The organism is Acidiphilium sp. AL (assembly GCF_025499445.1).
Lineage (GTDB): Bacteria > Pseudomonadota > Alphaproteobacteria > Acetobacterales > Acetobacteraceae > Acidiphilium > Acidiphilium iwatense.
This window is the reverse complement of sequence record NZ_JAIMBZ010000033.1, coordinates 1-18195: the sequence shown is the minus strand read 5'-3', so window position 1 is coordinate 18195 and position 18195 is coordinate 1. Positions and strand designations below refer to the sequence as shown.

Here is an 18195-nt window from a genome sequence, read left to right as displayed (position 1 = left end):
GGAAGATAGTCAACCCGAACGATCAAAACGCGCGCCGCACGATCACGAAGCCGTGCGATCAGGCAAGTGCCTCGCTCACCTCGAAATCGGCCTCGGTCGCTGCCCTGATCTGCTCGACCGTCACGTCATCAGGCTTGTCGATCAGCCGGAGGCCCAGCGCTTTTGTTTTATCCACTTCGAATACCGCGAGATCGGTCACGATCATGCTCACTACCCCCTTGCCGGTCAGCGGCAAGGAGCAGGATTTCAGGATCTTGGGTTCGCCCTTCGCCGTGTGTTCCATCAGCACCACCACGCGCGGCACGCCGGCGACCAGATCCATCGCCCCGCCCATGCCCTTGACCATCTTGCCGGGAATCATCCAGTTCGCGAGATCGCCGTTCTTCGCCACCTGCAAGGCGCCGAGAATCGAAATGTCGATGTGCCCGCCACGCACCATGCCGAACGAGGCCGCGCTGTCGAAATAACTCGTGGTCGGCAACTCCGTCACCGTCTGCTTGCCGGCATTGATCAGATCGGCATCCTCGTCGCCTTCATACGGGAACGGGCCGATGCCCATCATCCCATTCTCGGAATGCAACTGCACCGAAATTCCGTCTGGTATATGATTTGCCACCAGCGTCGGAATCCCGATGCCGAGATTGACGTAAAATCCGTCTTTCAGCTCCCGCGCCGCCCTGGCAGCCATCTGATCCCGCGACCACGCCATCACACTTTCTCCAGGCTTGAGTGCGCGACCGAAACCCGTGGGCGGGTGGTGCGCTGTTCGATCCGTTTGTCGATCTTGTCGAGCTTGACGATGCGTTTGACAAAGATGCCGGGGGTGACGATGTGATCGCCGTCGATGGCGCCGGGTTCGGCCAGATGTTCGACCTCGGCGACGGTGATTTTCGCGGCGCTGGCCATGATCGGGTTGAAGTTGCGCGCGGTTTTCCGATAGACGAGATTGCCTTCGGTATCGCCCATCCAGGCATGGACGATGGCGAGATCGCCGATGATACCGCGCTCCATGACGTAGTGTTTACCGTCGAATTCGCGGGTTTCCTTACCGTCGGCGACCGCGGTGCCGAAGCCGGTCGCGGTGAAAAAGGCGGGAATGCCGGCGCCCCCGGCGCGGACGCGCTCCGCGAGTGTGCCTTGCGGGTTGAATTCGATTTCCAGTTCGCCGGCAAGATATTGGCGCGCGAAGGTCGCGTTCTCGCCGACATAGGAGGAGATCATCTTTTTGACCTGCCGGGATTCCAGAAGAATCCCGAGGCCGGCGCCGTCGATTCCGGCATTGTTGGAGACGATGGTGAGATCGCGCACGCCGCTTTCGCGAATCGCCTCGATCAGAGCCATGGGAACGCCGCACAGGCCGAAGCCACCGGAGAGGATGGTCATGCCGTCGCGGAGCTGTCCGGCGAGCGCTTCGGTCGCACTGTTATAAACCTTGCGCATCGGTTCAGCGCTCCACGCACATGGCGACGCCCATGCCACCGCCGATACAGAGCGTGGCGAGGCCTTTGTGCGCGCCGCGCTTCTGCATTTCGAACAGCAAGGTGGTCAGCACGCGCGCACCCGAGGCGCCGATCGGGTGGCCGATGGCGATGGCGCCGCCATTCACGTTCACCCGCGCGGGGTCGAAATGCATGCCTTTGTTCACGGCGCAGGCCTGAGCGGCGAAGGCTTCGTTGGCCTCGACCAGATCGAGGTCGCCGGCGGACCAGCCGGCCCGCCCGAGCGCTTTTTGAGAAGACGGGATCGGGCCGGTGCCCATCAGCGCGGGATCGACTCCGGCGGTGGCGAAGCTCGCGATGCGGGCGAGGGGAGCGAGGCCGCGTTTGGCCGCCTCTTTGGCGGACATGACGATGAGCGCGGCGGCGCCGTCGTTGATGCCAGAGGCGTTGCCGGCGGTGACGGTACCGTCTTTCGAAAAGGCGGGCTTGAGGCGGGCCATCGTCTCGGCGGACGAGTCATGGCGGATATATTCGTCGTCGGCGACGGTGATGTCGCCCTTGCGGCCGGCAATGGTGACGGGCGCGATCTCATCCTTGAAGCGGCCGGATTTCTGCGCCGCCGAGGCCTTCTGCTGCGAGGCCAGCGCGAGCGCGTCTTGTTCCTCGCGGGTGATCTGATAGGCGCGCGCAACGTTCTCGGCGGTGGTGCCCATGTGGTAGCCGTTGAACGCGTCCCACAACCCGTCCTTGATCATGGTGTCGATGAATTTCAGGTCGCCCATCTTGGTGCCGGCGCGCAGATGCGCGCAATGCGGGCTCATCGACATGCTCTCCTGGCCGCCGGCGATCACGATGTCGCTCTGGCCGGACATCACCTGCTGGGCCGCGAGGGCGACCGCGCGCAAGCCCGAACCGCAAACCTGATTGATGCCGAAGGCGGTCGTGGAATCGGGAATGCCGGCGTTGCGCGCCGCCTGGCGAGCGGGGTTCTGGCCGGCGCCGGCGGTGAGCACCTGGCCGAAAATGACCTCGTCGATTTCGTCGGGCGAGAGCTTGGCGCGCTCGATCGCCGCCCTGATCGCGACCTCGCCCAGCACATGGGCCGGGGTAGTGGCGAAGGCGCCGTTGAAACTGCCGACCGGGGTGCGTGCGGCGGCAACGATCACGATGTCGTCCATGGTTTGCTCCTCCTCCGTAATTTCCGCCACCATAGCCGTGTTGCAGTGCGGCGGCTACAGGCCGAGCACCCAATCCAGGAAGGGCTGCCATAAGGCGAGTTCGGCCGACATGCCCGCGACCATGCCGATATGGCCGGCATTCGGCGCGATGACCGTGGCGTGCGGGATCGATGCCGCGAGCGCGGCGGCCGAGGCGGGCGGCACCAGCCGGTCGCGCGCCGGGGTGGCGATCAGGGCGGGCTTGTCGAATTGGGTGGGATCGACCGGCAGGCCGGCGACACGCCACTGGCCGCGCGCGGGGGCGTTTTCGCCATACCAGCCGCCCAGGGTTTCGCGAGCGACCGGGGCGGCCAGCGGCACGCCGTCGTTCAGCCAGTCCTCCAGGGCGACGAAACGCCGGGCACGCGGGCCGTTCGGGTCGAGTGCCGCGAAGCCGCGATATTTCTCGGCGACGCCGAACGGATCGAGGATCGCGAACAGCATCTGCAGCGCATCGATCGGCAGCGTGCCAGTCGCCCGCATGAAGGGCTCCAGCAGCGGCAGGCTCCGGCCGAGATTTTCCGCACCCTCGGGATTGTCCGCATGAAAATCCCATGGGGTGGCGAGCAAAGCGAGTGCCTGGATGCGGGCGGGACTGCGCAGGGCAGCGGCCAATGCCAGCAGCCCACCCATGCAGTAGCCCGCGAGCACGACCGGCTGGCCGATCGTGCCGAGCACCCGTTCCAGCCTGCCGGCGATGTAGTCGGTCAGGGTGAACTGGCGCTCGACCGGGCCGGGCCAGCCCCAGTCGAGCAGCAAGGGGCGGACTCCGTTGCCGGCGAGGAAGCGCAGGAACGAGGCGTCTTCCATGAGGTCGAGCACATAGGCACGATTGACCAGGCTGGGGACGAACAGGATTGTGGAACCATCGCCGCCCCCGGTAACGTTATAGTCGAGCAGCCGGCTCTCGCCCTCGCTCCACAGGATTGGCGGATCGGCGAGAGTACGACGATAGGAATGGCGCCGATAGGCGGCGACGCCCTCGATCAGTGCGCGATCCTGGGCGAGCACCTCGTGCAGCACGGCCTGGGTGAAGTCGTCGTCAGCCGGAGCCGCCTCCCCGCTCAAGTGCGGCCAGACGTGCTTCCAGTTCGGCGATGCGTCGATGGAGGTGTTCGACCGGATCGCCGCTAGCAGGAGGTGCAGCACCACCGGGCGCGGGCCGCGCCGTGCCATCGGTCCCGGCATATCGTCTCGGGGTAGCGCGGGATGGCTCATGCCGCGCGGCTCGCTGCGCGATGTCGATCGCGGAAGACGCCGCTCCGGCCCAGAGCGCGAGCAGGCCGATCCAGGCTTCGCGCAACTCGCGGTCGTTCGCCATGGCGGCAAGCTCGCTCTGCCACAGGGTGATCCAGTCGCGTGCCAGCGCCGCGAGATCGACGTTCTGGCCGTGACGTTCTGGCGGGTCGTCGAATTTCATCCGGCATTCCGAGCAAGAGCCTTTTTCACGGATCTCGCCTGTATCCTAAATCGGGGGATTACCGCTAGGCGAGGCGTTGCCGGAATGCTAGCAATTTCGCATCGCGTCTGCCATGGTGCTGCGCAGCAAGCAGGCGCGAGTGTCCCGGCTCCGACACATTGGGGCGCCGACATGGCACGGAAAGGGCAATGGTCATGGCTCAGACACCGGAACAGGCGGCGGCACCGCAGATCGTCGTCAAAAAATACGCGAACCGGCGTCTGTATAATACCGAAACATCGACCTACATCACCCTCGAAACCCTGTCCGAGATGGTGCGGGAGGGGCGGGATTTCGTGGTGTATGACGCGAAGACCGGCGAGGACATCACCCGCTCGGTGCTGACCCAGATCATCGTCGAGGAAGAGAGCAAGGTCGGCCAGTCCATGCTGCCCACCGCGTTTCTGCGCCAATTGATCGGGCTCTATGGCGACAATCTGCAGGGGCTGGTGCCGCGCTATCTCGAATCCGCAATGGCGCAGTTTGGCCACCAGCAGGCACAGATGCGCGCGGCGATGCAGCAGACCATGGGCAGTTTCCTGCCGCCCGGCATGGAAGAGATCGGCCGGCAGAACATGGCGATGATGGAGCGGGCGATGAGTCTTTTTGCCCCCTTTGTCCCGCGCACGGACAGTGCCTCCGAATCCCCGGCGGACGAAACGGTCGAGGAGATCGACGCGCTCCGTCAGGAGGTCGAGCGGCTACAGGCCGAACTCGCAGCGCTCAGGACCAAGTCGGTCAAGCGCGCATGACCGACGCCCCTGGCTTCCCCGGTATGATGCCGCGCTGGACCTCCAGCGCGAAGGACGGGGTCGGCACCGCTCTCTCGCCGCGCTGCGCGGTCTGGTTCACCCATAGCCATGGCATTCTCGACGAGATTTACTACCCCCGCGTCGATCAGGCCTGCACCCGAGATTGCGGCCTGATCGTCACCGATGGCGTACCCGGCGGCTTCTTCGCCGAAGAAAAGCGCGACACGATTACCGAAACCCGCCGCGTCGCGGACGGCGTGCCGTTGTTCACCATCCGCAATACCTGCACGCAGCGGCGCTTCGTCATCGAAAAGCGGATCGTTTCCGATCCGATGCATGATTGCGTGCTGCAGCATATCCGCCTGATCCCAGGCGACGGGGTCGCCGGGCTTCGCCTGTTCGTCCTGCTGGCGCCGCATCTGGTTAATGGCGGGGCGCACAATACCGGGTGGGTCGGCGACTGCAAGAGGACGCCGATGCTGTTCGCCACCGGTGACGGCACCTCGCTGGCGCTTGCCTGTTCGTCGGGGTTCGGCGCGCGCAGTGTGGGTTTCGTGGGGTTCAGCGATGGCTGGCAGATCCTGCGCCGCGACGGGCATCTGGCCGAGACCTACGATCATGCCGCCGACGGCAATATCGCTCTGGTTGCCGAAATCGACGCGACCGCGCCGGTGCTGCTCGCGATCGGCTTCGGCCGCAAGCCGGAGGCGGCGGCCTTCCATGCCGCCGCCAGCCTGGCACGCGGGTACGATCGGGCCGAGACGGAATACGCTGCCAACTGGCGGGCGTGGCAGGAGTCGCTCGAACCGCTCGATCCGGTGCAGCAGACAACGCCGCACAACTATTACCGGGTCAGCACCGCTGTGCTGCGCTGCCACGAGAGTCCGCTGTTTCCGGGCGGCTCGATCGCCAGCCTGTCGATCCCATGGGGTGCGAGCAAGGGCGACGACGATCTCGGCGGCTATCATCTGGTCTGGCCGCGCGATCTCGCCGAAACCGCCGGCGCTTTGCTCGCCTGCGGGGCGCTGGAGGATGCACGGCGCACCCTCGATTATCTGCGCATCATCCAGGAGGCGGACGGGCATTGGCCGCAGAATACCTGGCTCGACGGCTCGCCCTATTGGCACGGATTGCAGATGGACGAGACGGCGTTTCCGATTCTGCTGCTCGATCTTGCGTTCCGCAACGGCGCCATCCCGGAGACCGAGCTTGCCGAATACTGGCCGATGGTCGAGCGGGCCTCGGCGTTCATCGTCTGCAACGGACCGGCGACCGGTCAGGACCGGTGGGAGGAAAACGCCGGCTATACCCCGGCGACCCTCGCGGTCGAAATCGCCGGATTGCTCGCCGCCGCCGATCTCGCAGAGCGGATGGGCGAACCCGCCATCGCCGGCTTCCTGCGCGACACGGCGGATGCGTGGAATGCCGATATCGAGAGCTGGATCTATGTATCGGGTACCGATCTCGCGCGAAAATGCGGGGTGGCGGGCTATTACCTGCGGATCGCGGCGGATGGCGACCACGATTTGTCGGGGGCGCCGGTGCATGGCCGCATCGCGGTGCGCAACCGGCCGGCGGGCGAGGCGGACATCGCGACCGACGAACTGGTGGGTGCGGATGCGCTGGCGCTGGTGCGATTCGGCCTGCGCGCCGCCGCCGATCCGCGCATCCGCGATACCATCGCGGTGATCGATCATCTCACCCGCGTCGATCTGCCGCAGGGTCCGGTCTGGCACCGCTACAACAATGACGGCTACGGCGAGCACACCGACGGGCGGCCGTTCGACGGCACCGGCCATGGCCGCGCCTGGCCGCTGCTGACCGGCGAGCGGGCGCATTACGCGATCGCCGCCGACGATCTGGCGGAGGCCGAACGGCTGAGAACGACCATCGAGGGATGCACCAGCGAGGGCGGGTTGCTGCCCGAGCAGGTGTGGGACAGTGACGACATTCCCGAGCATGAATTGTTTCGCGGCCGGCCGAGCGGATCGGCGATGCCGCTGGTCTGGGCGCACGCGGAATATGTGAAGCTGCTGCGCAGCCTGCGCGACGGCGCGGTGTTCGACTTGCCGCCCCAGCCGGCGCGCCGCTACCTCGTCGAGAAAACCCAGCCGCGCTGCCGCGACTGGCGGGAGAACTGGCGGCGGGCCAGGATGCCGGCGGGGCAGGTTCTGCGCGTCGAACTGGACGGCCCCGGCACGATTCGCTGGACCGACGACGATTGGGTAACGATCCGGGAAACGCCGACCAGCGATGTCGGCCTCGGCATTCACGCCGCCGAACTGCCTACCGGATCGCTTCCGGCCGGGCGTTCGGTGGCGTTCACCTGGCGGCGGCCGGACGGCACTTGGCGTAGGCGCAATTTCGCGGTGGCGATCACCGCTTGAGCCCGCGTGCTGTCCTGGTCAGCGGCGCCTCGGGGTTCATCGGCAGGGCGGTGACCGCGCGATTGGCGGAATCGGGCATCGAAGTGGTGGTCGCGCTGCGCCGTCAGCGCGATATTCCGGGTGCGGCACGCGCGGTGGATGCGGGCGATCTTGCCGCGCCCGATCCTGCGCTGGCCAACGCGATGCGCGGGGTCGGCACGGTGATTCACGCCGCTGGACTCGCGCACCGGACCGGCGTGAATCCGGCGGCGCTCGCGGCGGCGAACGTGACGGCGGCGTCCAGGGTCGCCGAAATCGCGGCCTCGCGCGGGGTGCCGCGATTCATACTGGTCTCCTCGGCGGCGGTGTTCGGCAAGACGCGGGTGGACGTGTTCACCGAGGCGAGTGAGCCACGCCCCGATGATTCCTACGCGCGCAGCAAGCTCGGCGGCGAGATCGCGGTGCGCGCGGCGCTGGCCGGAACCGCGACAAGACTCGTCGTCGTGCGGCCCTGCGCCGTGGTAGGGCCGGGCTGCGCGGGCAATATCCCCCGGCTGGCACGGCTGATCGGCAAGGGATTGCCGCTGCCGTTCGGTGCGATCCGCAATGCGCGCAGTTTCGTGGCGATCGGCGATCTCACCGGGCTGATCGATGCCGCGATCCGCGCCGACGATCCGCCGGAACTGGCGATCGCCGCCCATCCCGAGCCGATTGGAACGCCTGACCTGATTCGCGCGCTCGCGCGCGGCCTCGGGCGCAGGACCATTTTGGTTCCGCTGCCGGCAGCCCTGCTCGGAGCGGCCGCGCGTGCCGTGGGCAAGGCTGCGCTGTGGCAGAGTTTTGCCGGATCGTTTCGCGCAGATGTGACAATCGCGCGGGATCGCCTGGGCTTCACGGCCGCGACGCCGATCGAAACCGCGCTGGAAATGACTGGCACCGCTTTGCGGTAATATAATACCGCAACACCACCTGCTTGACGCGGTGTAAAGATTCCCGCATATGCTCGGTCATTCTATTCCCTGTTGCCGAGGAATTCGTGATGAAGACGACCGTTTCGCTGAAACCGGCGGACGCGCAAAAGGATTGGGTGCTGATCGACGCCGACGGGCTGGTGCTCGGCCGGCTCGCCGCCCTGATCGCCACGCGCCTGCGCGGCAAGCACAAGCCGCAATTCACCCCGCATGTCGATTGCGGCGATCACATCGTCGTCGTCAACGCTGAAAAGGTGAAGGTGACCGGCAACAAGCTCGACCAATCGATATTCCATTACCACACGGGCTATCCCGGCGGCATCAAGGGGCGCAGCCTGCGCCAGCGGCTTGGCAGCGCGCACCCCGAGCGGGTGCTCGAAAAAGCGGTCGAGCGGATGATCACGCGTGGCCCGCTGCAGCGCCAGCAGATGAAGAATCTCCATGTTTACGCCGGCGCGTCGCATCCGCATGACGGCCAGCAGCCGAAGCCGCTCGATGTCGGCGCCATGAACCGCAAGAATGTGAGGGCCTGAGCATGTCGGGAACCGGAACGCTCGCCGATCTGAAGTCGATCGTCACCCCAGCCGCCGCGACGGTCGACTCCGAGGCGCCGAAGCGCGAGCCGAAGCGCGACGCGCAGGGCCGCTCCTATGCCACCGGACGGCGCAAGGATGCGGTCGCCCGCGTCTGGATCAAGCCGGGCAAGGGCGAAATCATCATCAACGGGCGCAAGGCCGCGCAGTATTTCGCGCGCCCGGTGCTGCGGATGCTGATCACCCAGCCCTTCCTGGTCGCCGACCGCTACAACCAGTTCGACGTGATGGCGACGGTCGCCGGCGGCGGGCTGTCCGGCCAGGCCGGCGCAGTGCGCCACGGGATTTCGCGGGCGCTGACCTTCTACGAGCCGGATCTGCGCGGCATCCTGAAGGTTGCGGGCTTCCTCACCCGCGACTCGCGCACGGTCGAACGCAAGAAATACGGCCGGGCCAAGGCGCGCCGGAGCTTCCAGTTCAGCAAGCGCTGAGCGCCGTCTTTCAGGATCGGCTATCAAAAAACCGCCTCGGGGCCTGCTCCGGGGCGGTTTTCGGCGGCAGATCGAAGGGAGACAAGACATGCGCGTGATACCCGTGGGGACGACGGGCAGCTTCGCTCTCACCGTCGCACCCGAGCATTTGGCCAGCCAGTTCAAGGATGCGATTCTGCCGCCGGTGCTGGCAACACCGATGATGATCCTGGTGATGGAAAATGCGGCGCTCAACGCCATCCGCGCCTATCTTGATCCGGGAGAGAGCGCTGTCGGCAGCGCTGTCTGCATACGCCATCTTGCCGCGACGCCGGTCGGGCATCGCGTGACAGCGACCGCCGCGGTAACGAAGGTGGCAGGGCGGCGGATCGAGTTTGCCGTAAGCGCGCGTGACGAGGTCGAGGAAATCGGCAACGGTACCCATGAGCGTACGGTGATCGATGTCCGGCGCCTGATGCAGCGTCTCGAAGCCAAGGGTAGGGCGGGATGAGGAGGCAACCGTGAGGGCGCGCGACACGGATAAGGCTTAACAGTCTTTTTCTGTTGGATGGGTTTTCGTTCATACGCGAAAACCCCGATAATCAGCCGAGATGCCGTTCGATCGCGGCGACCATGGTGTCGGCGGCGCGCAGGATCATGGTTTTGTCGTCGGCCTTGACCTCCATCGACCGGACCATCAGGGGCTTGTGATCGCCCACCCGGTCCAGTTCGCCGTCCATGTAGATGATCAGGTCGCTCACCTTGTGGACCGACCCGATGAACACGTAGCGCGCCCCGAGTTTGTGCGCCTCGGCAAGAATGCAGCGGCGGCAGGTCGAGGGATGCTGATAGGAATGGGCGATCGACGCGGTCATCCGCGTGGTCGCGGCGCTGTCGATCACGCTGACCTGCTTGCCGGCATCGAGGCGCTCGCGCAGCCGCGCGGCGGCATCCGCGAGCCAGCGTTTCTGCGCCGCGACCACCATCGGGCGGTGATCGATCGAGGTATCGAACAGATCGAAGGCTTCGATCACCATGCCGGGCCGGTACGGTGGTTCGGGCGGCGCGCTTTCGGCGACTCCCGCGAAACTCACGGCAAAACCGCCGATAAGCAGGCCGCATACGAGTTTTCGCCTTCGGTTCACCCGATCTTGCCGTGGCAGTGCTTGTATTTCTTGCCCGATCCGCATGGACAGGGCGCGTTGCGCGGCGTGGCGGCCCAGGTTTCCGGCCGGCCTGGATCGACCGCGTCGGCCCGGTAGGGGGAAATCGACGTCAGGTTCAGCTCGGTCATCGTTTGCGGTTCGGCCAAGGCGAGGTCGCCGCCGTAATTGCCGGCGTTCGGATGACTCTCGATCAGCAGTGACGGATCGAAGACCGGCCCGCCATGGTCTGGGTCGGTGCCGAGTTCGACATAGGCGAGCGCCGAACTCACCTGCTCCTTGAGGTCGTCGAGCAGGCCGGTGAACAGAGCGAAGGCCTCGGCCTTGTATTCGTTGAGCGGGTCGCGCTGGCCGTAGGCGCGCAGGCTGATTCCCTGGCGCAGGTGATCGAGTGCCAGCAGATGCTCTTTCCAGAGATGGTCCAGCGTTTGCAGAAGGATCGATTTTTCCAGGAAGCGCATGAAATCCGGGCCGAAATTGGCCGCCTTCGCCGCCATATGCGCATCGACCGCATCGGCTATCCGCTCGCGCAGATGGCTCTCGTCGATTCCTTCCTCGCCAGCCCAATCGACGACCGGCAGGTCGAGACCGAAAATGCGCTTCACGTCTTCGGCAAGTTCGGCGCTTTCCCATTGTTCGGCATAGGCTTTCACCGGAATCCGGCGCTCGACGATCACGGCGATCGTGTCGGCGCGCATCTCGCCGATCACGTCGGCCACGCTGTCGGCGCGCATGAACTCGCGGCGCTGGGCATAGACCTCCTTGCGCTGGTTGTTCATCACGTCGTCGTATTTGAGCAGATTTTTGCGGGTGTCGAAGTTGCGCGCCTCGACTTTTTTCTGCGCCTTTTCCAGCGCCTTGTTGATCCAGGGGTGGATGATCGCCTCGCCGTCCTTCAGGCCGAGTTTCTGCAGCATCGGGCCCATCCGGTCGGAGCCGAAAATCCGCATCAGGTCGTCGTCGAGCGAGAGGAAGAAGCTCGACGCGCCGGGATCGCCCTGCCGGCCGGAGCGGCCGCGCAACTGGTTGTCGACGCGGCGGCTTTCATGGCGTTCGGTGCCGATCACATAGAGGCCACCCGCCGCCTTCACCACCTCATGCGCGGCGTCGAGTTCGGCGCGAATCGCCGCCTCGCGCGCCGGCCGCGCGGAGGGGTCGAGCGATTCCAGTTCGGTTTTCAGGCGCATCTCTAGATTGCCGCCGAGTTTGATGTCGGTGCCGCGCCCGGCCATGTTGGTCGCGATGGTGACCGCACCCGGCGCGCCGGCATCGGCCACGATCGCGGCTTCCTGCTCGTGGAAGCGGGCGTTGAGCACGCTGTGGGGAATTTTCATCCGTTTCAGCAATGCTGAGAGCAACTCGGATTTTTCGATCGAGGTGGTGCCGACCAGCACCGGCTGGTTGCGGGCCCGGCATTCCTCGATGAGCTTGGCGACGGCCTGGTATTTCTCGTCCCCCGAGCGATAGACCTCGTCGTCCTGATCCTTGCGCACGACCGGAACGTTGGTGGGTATTTCGACCACGAGAAGCTTGTAGATTTCCTCGAATTCGTCGGCCTCGGTCATCGCCGTGCCGGTCATGCCGGCGAGTTTCGGGTAGAGGCGGAAATAATTCTGAAACGTGATCGAGGCGAGGGTCTGGTTTTCGCGCTCGACGACGACATGCTCCTTCGCCTCCAGCGCCTGATGCAGGCCGTCGGAATAGCGCCGCCCTTCCATCATGCGGCCGGTGAACTCGTCGATGATGATGACCTGGCCGTTCTTCACGATGTAATCGACATCGCGGGTGAACAGCGTGTGCGCGCGCAGGCTCTGCTGGACGTGGTGGATCAGCGAGACATTGAACACGTCGTACAGATTGCCTTCGGTGAGCAGGCCGGCCTCGGCGAGCATCTGCTCGACCCGCTCGGACCCCTCCTCGGTGAGGTTCACCGTCTTGAATTTTTCGTCTTTTTCGTAATGCGCCTCGTCCTTCGCCAGTTCCTTCACGATGCCGTCGACCTGGGCGTAAAGCTCGGTCGGCTCGTCGGACGGCCCGGAGATGATCAGCGGGGTGCGTGCCTCGTCGATCAGGATGCTGTCCACCTCGTCGACGATCGCGTAACTGAAATCGCGCTGCACCATGTCGGCCAGCGCGTATTTCATATTGTCGCGCAGATAGTCGAAGCCGAACTCGTTGTTGGTGCCGTAGGTGATGTCGCAGGCATAGGCCGCGCGCCGCTCGTCGTCCTCGATGCCGGGGACGATCACGCCCACCGACAGGCCGAGGAAGTTATAGACCCGTCCCATCCATTCGGCGTCGCGTTTCGCCAGATAGTCGTTCACGGTGACGACATGTACGCCCTTGCCGGAGAGCGCGTTGAGATAGACCGGCAGGGTGGCGACCAGCGTCTTGCCCTCGCCGGTCTTCATCTCGGCGATCTTGCCGTCATGCAGAACCATGCCGCCGATCAACTGAACGTCGAAATGGCGCATGCCCAGCACGCGCTTCGAGGCCTCGCGGCAGACCGCGAAAGCCTCGGGCAGCAGATCGTCGAGTTTCGCGCCATCCGCGAGACGCGCGCCGAATTCCGCGGTCTTGGCCTGCAGGGCGGCATCTTCGAGCGCCGCGAGCCCGGCTTCCAAGGCATTGATCGACGCGATCCGCCGGCTATATGCCTTGAGCGCACGGTCGTTGGTGGTGCCGATGATGGCGCGGGCGATGCTTGAAAACATGGGAATGTGCTGTCCGGTCTATCCGCTACGGTCGTCCGTTATTCGGGCGGCCGCCCGCAGGCGCCGGTCGGCGCCCTGCCTGCGGCCAATGGTCTGACATAAGAGCGGGAACCGATCCGGTCAATGAATCGGCGTGCCAATCATTGGATGCCGCGACGTCTTGCCCGGTGCGGCGGGTTCGGCCATGGTGCGGCCCGGTCGAAACGAGGTCAAGCAGAATGAATCGCTATTTTACGGGTTTCTCCACCGGATTGGCTGGCGCGGTCGCCCTGTCGCTCGTGCTGGGAACGGGCTTGCCACAGGCAAATGCGGCCAACACGCCGGCCCCGGCGAACGCGACTCCCGCCAAGCCCGAAGCGGCAACCAAGCCGGTGCCGAAAAACCCGGTGGTCGCCATCGTCGATGGCCACAAGATCCATTTGTCGGACCTTGCCAAGGCGGCGCAGTCGCTGCCGCCGCAATTCCAGCAGGCGCCGCCGCAGGAACTGTATCCTGTTCTGCTGAACCGGCTGGTCGATGAACGCGCCCTGCTGATCCAGGCCCGCAAGGCGGATATCGCGAAGAAGAAATCGGTCAAGATCGCGATGCGCCATGCCGCCGATCGCGCGCTGGAGGCCGCCTATCTGCGCGAGCAGGTCAAGCCGAAGCTGAACGACCAGGCGATGAAAGCCTATTACCAGAAGCATTATGTCGGCCAGAAGCAGCCCGAGGAGGTCAAGGCGCGCCAGATTCTGGTGAAAACCCAGGCCGAGGCCGAGGCGATCATCAAGAAGCTGAATGGCGGCGCGAAATTCGCGACCCTGGCCCAGAAGGACAGCATCGATCCGGGTGCCAAGAATGGCGGCGAACTCGGCTGGTTCACCAAGGATGAAATGGTAAAACCCTTCGCCGATGCCGCTTTCGCCCTGAAGCCCGGCACCTACACCAAGACGCCGGTGCATTCACAGTTCGGCTGGCACATCATTCTGTCCCAAGGCAAGCGGCAGAAACCGATGCCGAGCCTTGACGACGTCAAGGACAAGATCAGGCAGACCCTGACCGAAAAGGCGATCACCGACGCGCTGCAGGACGCGCGCAAAGGCGTTGCGGTCAAGCTGTTCAACCCGGACGGTTCGCCGGCGACGGCACCGGACGCCGCAGCACTGGACGCCACGCCGAGCAAGAACTGAGGCCGGATCGATGGCCGACGCGCTGCCGGCATCACCGCTGGCGCTACCTTTGCCCGAACTGCCGCCGGTCGCGGGCGTGCGGTTCGCCACCGCCGAGGCCGGCATCCGCTATCGCGGCCGCACCGACGTGCTGCTTGTGGAATTCGCGCCGGGAACCGCGGTTGCCGGCGTGTTCACCCGCAACAAATGCCCCGGTGCGCCGGTATCCTGGTGCCGGAACATCCTGCCGGGCGGCGTGGCGCGCGGCCTTCTGGTCAATGCCGGCAACGCCAATGTGTTCAACGGCGTCGCCGGCGAAGCGGCGGTGCGGGCGAGCGCTGATGCGGCGGGGCGCGTCCTGGGCTGCCCGCCCGAGCAGATTTTCCTCGCCTCGACCGGGGTGATCGGCGCGCCGATGCCGGGGGGAAAGATCGTCGCGGTGATGGACGATCTCGCGTCGCGGCTGGCACCGGACGGGTGGGAAGCGGCATCGCGCGCGATCATGACCACCGACACGTTTCCAAAGGCCGCCACCCGCACGGCGCGGATCGGCGGCACGGCGGTTCGCATCTCTGGGTTCGCCAAGGGCAGCGGCATGATCGCGCCGGACATGGCGACCATGCTGGCCTTCATCGTGACCGACGCGGCCGTCCCCGCTTCTGTATTGCAGACCATGCTGCGCCAGGGGATCGAACCGAGTTTCAACTGCATCACTGTCGATTCCGATACTTCGACCTCGGATACCGTTCTGCTGTTCGCGACCGGTCAGGCCGACAATTCCCCAGTCACGGACGCACGCGGTCTTGCCGGTTTCCGCCGTGCGCTGGGCGAGGTGCTGCACGACCTCGCTTTGATGGTGGTGCGCGACGGCGAGGGTGCGAACAAGCTGATGGAGATCGCCGTGACCGGGGCGGTCTCGGCGCGCTCGGCGCGGCGGATCGGCCTCGCCATCGCCAATTCGCCCCTGGTCAAGACGGCGGTTGCCGGCGAGGACGCGAATTGGGGCCGCATCGTCATGGCGGTGGGCAAGGCCGGCGAACCGGCCGAGCGGGACCGTCTGGCGGTCGCCGTTGGCGGTGTCTGGATGGCGCGCGACGGCAAGATCGTCGATGGCTATGACGAAACGCCGGTCGCGGCGCATATGCGCGGGCGCGAAATCCGTATCACGGTCGATCTCGGCCTCGGGCGCGGTCGCGCGATCGTATGGGGCTGCGACCTTACCCACGGATATATCGACATCAACGGCAGCTATCGCAGTTGATGTGCTGAGTCCGTGCCTCGTCGGGTCGGACGAAAATCACGAATTCGTGACAATCTGAATCGATTCCGGAATCATCCATGTGAGGATAGGCGCCGTATCCCCTGCACAAGATCGCTCACCGGAGCGATCGCCAACAGGAGACAAGCCATGAAATTGAAGCACGCGCTGATGGGGGCCGCTCTGGCGGTCGGGCTCGGCGGATCGGCTTTCGCGATGATGGGCAATACCGTCATGGTCGGCGGCGCGCCGATGTATCCGACCAAGAACATCGTGCAGAACGCGGTCAACTCGAAGGACAATACCACGCTGGTCGCCGCGGTGAAGGCCGCCGGCCTGGTTCCGGCGCTTGAGGGCAAGGGGCCGTTCACCGTCTTCGCGCCGACCAACGAGGCGTTCGACATGCTGCCGAAGGGCACCGTGCCGACCCTGCTGAAGCCGGCCAACAAGGCCGAGCTGAAGTCGGTTCTGCTCTACCATGTCGTGCCGGGTGATTTCACCTTCGCGACGCTCGCGGCCGACATTCAGGGGCATGGCGGCACGGTCAAGCTGAAGACGCTCGAAGGCAAGGATCTGACGTTCAAGATGAACGGTCCGCACAATATCGAGGTCATCGATGCGAAGGGCGGCGTCGCCCACATCATCACTTACGATGTCGTTCAGTCGAACGGCGTGATTCAGGTGGTCGACCGCGTTCTGATGCCGTAACTTTCGGGTCGATCCTGAACGGCGCGGGAATTCCCCACCCCTCGCGTCATACTGCAGCCAGCGGCCAATTACGGCCGCTGGCCTTTTAGGTCTGGGGCATCCCTTGAAGCCGATGCGGCCTTGTCGCAGAACGAAGCCTGTTTTCAGCCAGGAGCGCGAATGTGGGCCTGAAAGACGAAGCGGCGCGGGGGACAAGGTCGGCCGGCGGCAACAGGGACGAGGCCGGCCACATCAAGGCGCTGCTGCATCGAGGCGCGGCGCTTAAACTGGCACTGGCGGAACAGCCGGCGCCGATCCTCGCGGTAGTCGATGCCTGCGAGGCGGCGATCCGGTCAGGCAACAAGCTGCTGTTCTGCGGCAATGGCGGATCGGCGGCGGATGCCCAGCATCTCGCGACCGAACTGCTGATCCGGTTGCGCGGATCGGTCGTGCGGGAAAGTTGGCCGGCACTCGCCCTCACGCTCGATCCGGCAATGCTGACCGCGGCGGGCAACGATTTCGGCTATGATCAGGTATTCGCCCGGCCGCTTTCCGGCCTCGGCCGCGCCGGGGATGTGCTGTTCGGCATCACCACATCGGGGCGCTCGCCCAGCGTGCTGCGCGCGCTAGAGGTCGCGCGCGGCATGGGGATCGTCACTGTCGGGTTGCTTGGGGGCGATGGCGGCCCGGCCCGACCGCTCTGCGACCATATGCTCATCGTGCCCGATAGCGAGACCGCGCGGGTGCAGGAATGCCATATCGCGCTCGGCCATATCGTGCTGGAATTGCTTGAAGATCGCTTGACCGGCCGCCGCGCATGACCATCCTGGTCACTGGCGTTGCCGGGTTCATCGGCTATCATGTGGCCGAAGCGTTGCTCGCGCGCGGCGAGACGGTGATCGGGATCGACGACCTGAATCCGTATTACGATGTCGGGCTGAAGCGCGCGCGCCTCGCCCACCTCGTCCGGCACGATGGTTTCGCTTTCCATGCGCTTGATATCGCGGACCATGCGGCGCTGCTCGGGGTGGGGGCGGGAACCAAGATCATCGTTCATCTCGCCGCCCAGGCGGGCGTGCGCTACTCGATCGACAATCCGTTCGCTTATGCCGCGGCCAATCTGACCGGACATCTTTCGGTGCTGGAACTGGCCCGCCATGTGCCGGGCCTGACGCATCTGGTCTATGCCAGCTCCTCGTCGGTCTATGGTGCGGGTTCGGCATTGCCCTACAGCGAATCGGCGCGGGCGGACCATCCGCAATCGCTCTACGCCGCGACCAAGCGGGCCGATGAGATGATGAGCGCGGCATATTCCCATCTCTACGGGCTGCGTCAGACCGGATTGCGGTTCTTCACCGTCTATGGGCCGTGGGGGCGGCCGGATATGGCGTATTTCGGTTTCGCCGAGGCGATCATTGAGGGACGACCGATCACCCTTTATGACGGCGGGCGGCTGAAGCGCGACTTTACCTATATCGACGATATCGTGGCGGGCGTGCTCGGGGTGATCGACCATCCGCCGACCGAAATCGGTGCACACCGGCTGTTCAATATCGGCAATAACTGCGCCGAATCGGTCAGCGATCTTGTCGCGGTGCTGGAGGCGGAACTGAATCATAAGGCGATTATCGTCAATGCGCCGCGCCCGGCCGCCGATCCGGTGGAGACCTGCGCCGACATTGCGGCTTTGGCGAGGCTGACTGGCTTTTCGCCGAAAACTCAACTTTCCGAGGGAGTCCCTCGTTTCGTCGTCTGGTATCGCGATTGGCGCGCCAAGAGGGGTTGACGGCGTCATCCGCCTGTAATATCCCTCTCACATCGGCGGCGGCATTTGAGGTCGCGGCCGAGAGTAAAGTTTCGACGGGATCAACGGTCCCGTCGTTTTGTTCTTTGAGGGTTGTGAAGAGGCTAGGAAGGGATACGTTGGTGGCGTTTGGCTGCTTTCTGTGTTGTTTTGCGTTGGGTGTTCTGGGCTGTGAGGCCTGGGACGTCTGGGTGGGGTGGCATGGTTGGTTGTT

At 65.1% G+C, this 18195-nt stretch carries 18 protein-coding genes; 11 read left to right on the top strand and 7 right to left on the bottom strand.

The features are described 5' to 3' along the window. Window positions 1-58 precede the first annotated feature (58 nt). From AiwAL_RS15295 to AiwAL_RS15275, 5 genes are read right to left on the bottom strand one after another with little or no spacing between them, the layout of a single operon-like run. The gene (locus AiwAL_RS15295) at window positions 59-709 is read right to left on the bottom strand and encodes a CoA transferase subunit B (protein ID WP_235705194.1); all 651 of its coding nucleotides are present in this window, start codon (window positions 707-709) and stop codon (window positions 59-61) included. Continuing rightward, on the bottom strand, window positions 709-1440 hold the full coding sequence (locus tag AiwAL_RS15290) for a CoA transferase subunit A (RefSeq protein WP_235705193.1): 732 nt from the start codon (window positions 1438-1440) through the stop codon (window positions 709-711). The genes AiwAL_RS15295 and AiwAL_RS15290 overlap by 1 nt, the downstream gene beginning before the upstream one ends. Before the next feature lie 4 nt (window positions 1441-1444). Next, window positions 1445-2617: an acetyl-CoA C-acetyltransferase gene (locus AiwAL_RS15285; RefSeq protein ID WP_235705192.1), complete on the bottom strand. Its 1173-nt coding sequence runs from the start codon at window positions 2615-2617 to the stop codon at window positions 1445-1447. Between the two features lie 54 nt (window positions 2618-2671). Continuing rightward, window positions 2672-3724, bottom strand: a complete 1053-nt coding sequence (locus AiwAL_RS15280; RefSeq protein WP_235705191.1) for an alpha/beta fold hydrolase — start codon at window positions 3722-3724, stop codon at window positions 2672-2674. Beyond that, window positions 3699-4076, bottom strand: a complete 378-nt coding sequence (locus AiwAL_RS15275; RefSeq protein ID WP_235705190.1) for a hypothetical protein — start codon at window positions 4074-4076, stop codon at window positions 3699-3701. The genes AiwAL_RS15280 and AiwAL_RS15275 overlap by 26 nt, the downstream gene beginning before the upstream one ends. Before the next feature lie 194 nt (window positions 4077-4270). On the opposite strand from AiwAL_RS15275, the gene phaR reads away from it, so the two are divergent. The 6 genes from phaR to AiwAL_RS15245 all read left to right on the top strand — a co-directional run bounded on the left by phaR (window position 4271) and on the right by AiwAL_RS15245 (window position 9718). Beyond that, window positions 4271-4867, top strand: a complete 597-nt coding sequence (gene phaR, locus AiwAL_RS15270; protein WP_235705189.1) for a polyhydroxyalkanoate synthesis repressor PhaR — start codon at window positions 4271-4273, stop codon at window positions 4865-4867. Further along, the gene (locus AiwAL_RS15265) at window positions 4864-7254 is read left to right on the top strand and encodes a glucan 1,4-alpha-glucosidase (RefSeq protein ID WP_262312999.1); all 2391 of its coding nucleotides are present in this window, start codon (window positions 4864-4866) and stop codon (window positions 7252-7254) included. The genes phaR and AiwAL_RS15265 overlap by 4 nt, the downstream gene beginning before the upstream one ends. Beyond that, window positions 7251-8183 (top strand): NAD-dependent epimerase/dehydratase family protein, encoded by a 933-nt coding sequence (locus tag AiwAL_RS15260; protein WP_262312998.1) that lies wholly within the window; start codon window positions 7251-7253, stop codon window positions 8181-8183. Before AiwAL_RS15265 ends, AiwAL_RS15260 begins: the two co-directional genes overlap by 4 nt. Window positions 8184-8272: 89 nt before the next feature. Further along, entirely contained in the window at window positions 8273-8737 is a 465-nt protein-coding gene (gene rplM, locus AiwAL_RS15255; protein WP_235705186.1) for a 50S ribosomal protein L13, read from the top strand. Window positions 8738-8739: 2 nt separating this feature from the next. Continuing rightward, entirely contained in the window at window positions 8740-9228 is a 489-nt protein-coding gene (rpsI, locus tag AiwAL_RS15250) for a 30S ribosomal protein S9 (RefSeq protein WP_235705184.1), read from the top strand. A gap of 88 nt (window positions 9229-9316) precedes the next feature. Continuing rightward, a complete protein-coding gene (locus AiwAL_RS15245) occupies window positions 9317-9718 on the top strand; it encodes a thioesterase family protein (protein ID WP_235705183.1) in 402 nt (133 codons plus the stop codon). A gap of 91 nt (window positions 9719-9809) precedes the next feature. Here AiwAL_RS15245 and AiwAL_RS15240 read toward each other — a convergent pair whose 3' ends face one another. Together AiwAL_RS15240 and secA are read right to left on the bottom strand one after the other, a co-directional pair. After that, the gene (locus AiwAL_RS15240; RefSeq protein WP_235705182.1) at window positions 9810-10301 is read right to left on the bottom strand and encodes a DUF2380 domain-containing protein; all 492 of its coding nucleotides are present in this window, start codon (window positions 10299-10301) and stop codon (window positions 9810-9812) included. Between the two features lie 47 nt (window positions 10302-10348). Then, window positions 10349-13084 (bottom strand): preprotein translocase subunit SecA, encoded by a 2736-nt coding sequence (gene secA, locus AiwAL_RS15235; protein WP_235705181.1) that lies wholly within the window; start codon window positions 13082-13084, stop codon window positions 10349-10351. A gap of 218 nt (window positions 13085-13302) precedes the next feature. On the opposite strand from secA, the gene AiwAL_RS15230 reads away from it, so the two are divergent. From AiwAL_RS15230 to AiwAL_RS15210, 5 genes are all read left to right on the top strand, one after another. Continuing rightward, window positions 13303-14253: a peptidylprolyl isomerase gene (locus AiwAL_RS15230; RefSeq protein ID WP_262312997.1), complete on the top strand. Its 951-nt coding sequence runs from the start codon at window positions 13303-13305 to the stop codon at window positions 14251-14253. A 10-nt stretch (window positions 14254-14263) separates the two neighbouring features. After that, window positions 14264-15493 (top strand): bifunctional glutamate N-acetyltransferase/amino-acid acetyltransferase ArgJ, encoded by a 1230-nt coding sequence (gene argJ, locus AiwAL_RS15225; protein WP_235705179.1) that lies wholly within the window; start codon window positions 14264-14266, stop codon window positions 15491-15493. 147 nt (window positions 15494-15640) lie between these two features. After that, window positions 15641-16198 (top strand): fasciclin domain-containing protein, encoded by a 558-nt coding sequence (locus tag AiwAL_RS15220; RefSeq protein ID WP_235705178.1) that lies wholly within the window; start codon window positions 15641-15643, stop codon window positions 16196-16198. A gap of 161 nt (window positions 16199-16359) precedes the next feature. Continuing rightward, on the top strand, window positions 16360-16998 hold the full coding sequence (locus AiwAL_RS15215; protein WP_235705176.1) for an SIS domain-containing protein: 639 nt from the start codon (window positions 16360-16362) through the stop codon (window positions 16996-16998). Next, window positions 16995-17963 (top strand): NAD-dependent epimerase/dehydratase family protein, encoded by a 969-nt coding sequence (locus AiwAL_RS15210; protein ID WP_235705174.1) that lies wholly within the window; start codon window positions 16995-16997, stop codon window positions 17961-17963. The genes AiwAL_RS15215 and AiwAL_RS15210 overlap by 4 nt, the downstream gene beginning before the upstream one ends. Window positions 17964-18195 lie beyond the last annotated feature (232 nt).